Here is a 2524-nt window from a genome sequence, read left to right on the forward strand (position 1 = left end):
AGTGCGGGTTTGGGTAAAACCTGACAATTATTGTCTAACTTAAATTCGTATTTGGATAAAACACGACTTTAATACAATACAGCTCGAAAATAGAGCATGACTTGAAAAAATAGCCGAGCTCGAAGTCCGTACTGGCTATTTTTTCATTCGATCATGAATTGTAGCGAATACAAAAATCAGTAATGCAGGAATCAACCAAGCGAGGTTTTGTTCACTCAGGGGAAAATTGGTCAGTGTGGTTGGCAAGAATCTAGCTAAGTCTGCGGCCTTCATTGCATCAATGATGCCAAAGAGCAATGCAACTGCGGCAGTAGGTGCAATCACGCGGGTTGGAATACGGAATAATCCCCAGAAAAAGCTGAGTAGAATGACCACAATTGCAGGTGGATAAATCGCGCTTAAAATAGGCACTGAAACTGCAATGAGTTTGGTGAGTCCAAGATTGGAAATAACAAAGGCAAAGCCCACTAAAATAAATACCCAACGGCGATAATGAATTTTAGTAATTTGCTCAAAATATCCAGCACATGCGCATGTCAGTCCAATTGCCGTAACCATGCAGGCAATAAAAATCATTGCAGCTAAAAATACCGAGCCAAATCCGCCAAAAGCATGTTGCACATAGGCATGTAAAATGACTGCACCATTACTGGCATTGGCGGCAACATCGTGACTGCCCATCCCCAGTTTAAATAGGCTTAGATAAACTAAAGTTAAACCGATCCCTGAAATTAAACTTGCCCATACCGCATAGCGGGTGATGAGTTTTTTATCAGTTACGCCACGTGAACGAATCGCATTAATAATCACAATCCCGAATACCAATGCACCTAAGGTATCCATAGTGAGATAACCGTTAATAAAGCCTTCAGATACAGGACTGTTCACATAATTGTGAATGGCAGGTGAAATTGTACCTGTCGGAATAATAAATGCAGTGATGCCTAAAATTAGTAATGACAGAATTTTAAGCGGGGAAAGTACATAGCCCACTGTATCTAAAATTTTGTGTGGATACAGTGAAACTAACATCACCAAGGCAAAATAGATGGCGCTATAAATGAATAAGGTGTTCGCGGAATCGCCAAAATAGGCAGAGAAACCAATTTCATAAGATACGGTAGCGGTACGTGGTGTGGCGAAAAGCGGGCCAACCGCTAAATAACAGACGACTGTTAAAATTAAGCTCGCGATTTTGCCTAAAGGCGAACTTAAAATTTGTATAGAACCTTCGACACGTGACAACGCCATAATGGTAATCACGGGTAAGCCAACTGCGGTAATGAGAAAACCGAGCGCAGCAAGCCAGACGTGTTCGCCCGCTTGCTGTGCCACGATAGGTGGGAAAATAATATTACCTGCACCAATAAACAGCGCAAAGGTCATAAAACCCAAGGCAATAATATCCCGTGTGCGTAAATTCGTCATGGGAGAGAAAAGTAAGATATAAACAAAAGAAAGCGATTTTAGTAGATCGAGCTATGATTTTCTAATTTATTTTATAGGTCATATGAATATTTTTTATGATATGTGTTTGTAGGCTATTTTAATCTTCACTATAAAAATTAAATAACTTACTGTTTATCTGATGTATTTTTGAAAAATGCTGATCCCACATAGTATAGATGGCTTATCTAGTATAAGTTTTGGTTGCTATTTTAAATGCGCAGTTCTTAAACAAAACTGTTGGTCGCATGACGATGGATACTTGTTTGGCAGCTTGAGCTGATTTTACAAGCCGAAAGGGTTAATAACTGCTAGTTGAAATCTACCTATTTCTATATTATTATATAAAAATGAGTAGATATGTTAGTATTGGCGTTGCAGCTAAAACACTGGGTGTTTCCATCCAAACCCTAAGAAGATGGGATGAGGAAGGCACTTTAGTCGCAGATAGAACCCCAAAAAATCACAGACGTTACGATCTAAGCAAGATCACACCTGAACTTATCCATGATCTATCAATTCAGAACAGCCGAAAAACTATTGCTTATGCAAGAGTATCTAGTCACGATCAAAAGGCTGATCTTGAGCGACAAAAACAAGTTTTGGAAATGTACTGTGCCAAGCAGGGATGGACATTTGAGATTATTAGTGATTTAGGCTCAGGGATGAATTATCACAAAAAAGGGCTTAAGGCTCTTTTGGATGGAATTATTAATAATGAAATTGGTCGATTGGTTTTAACCCACAAAGATCGATTATTACGTTTTGGTGCTGAATTGGTTTTTGCTTTATGTGAAGCTCGGAATGTTGAAATTGTAATTATTAATCAGGGTGAAAATTTGAGTTTTGAGGAGGAACTGTCTCAAGATGTCCTGGAAATTATCACTGTATTTTCAGCACGATTATATGGAAGCCGAAGTAAAAAGAACCAAAAGCTAATACAGGCGGTCAAAGAAGCACTATGAGTCGATTTATACGAGGGCATATCATTGAATTGATGCCCAATAATAAACAAGCAAGCCATTTTGCTCAGGCAAGTGGTGTTGCTCGTTTGTCGTATAATTGGGCTTTAAGAGAG

The 2524-nt window shown here is 38.9% G+C and carries 3 protein-coding genes; 2 read left to right on the forward strand and 1 reads right to left on the reverse strand.

Going from position 1 to position 2524, the window contains the following annotated elements; genetic code table 11:
• Positions 1-135 precede the first annotated feature (135 nt).
• On the reverse strand, positions 136-1428 hold the full coding sequence (gene brnQ / locus VF675_RS13535) for a branched-chain amino acid transport system II carrier protein (RefSeq protein WP_440205373.1): 1293 nt from the start codon (positions 1426-1428) through the stop codon (positions 136-138).
• Positions 1429-1796: 368 nt separating this feature from the next.
• Between brnQ and VF675_RS13540 the strand changes: the two genes are divergently transcribed.
• Both VF675_RS13540 and VF675_RS13545 read left to right on the forward strand, forming a co-directional pair.
• Positions 1797-2411 (forward strand): IS607 family transposase, encoded by a 615-nt coding sequence (locus VF675_RS13540; protein ID WP_168391406.1) that lies wholly within the window; start codon positions 1797-1799, stop codon positions 2409-2411.
• Between the two features lie 32 nt (positions 2412-2443).
• Positions 2444-2524: helix-turn-helix domain-containing protein (locus tag VF675_RS13545; protein WP_440205374.1), on the forward strand; the 81-nt coding region annotated here is incomplete at its 3' end.

Origin of the sequence: Acinetobacter sp. Lyrl_1, from assembly GCF_051948795.1 — a bacterium.
Taxonomy (GTDB): Bacteria; Pseudomonadota; Gammaproteobacteria; order Pseudomonadales; family Moraxellaceae; genus Acinetobacter; species Acinetobacter towneri.

Coding starts and splice junctions, on each gene's coding strand:
- brnQ (WP_440205373.1), bottom strand. CDS start 1,428: ATGACGAATTTACGCACACGGGATATTATTGCCTTGGGTTTTATGACC.
- VF675_RS13540 (WP_168391406.1), top strand. CDS start 1,797: ATGAGTAGATATGTTAGTATTGGCGTTGCAGCTAAAACACTGGGTGTT.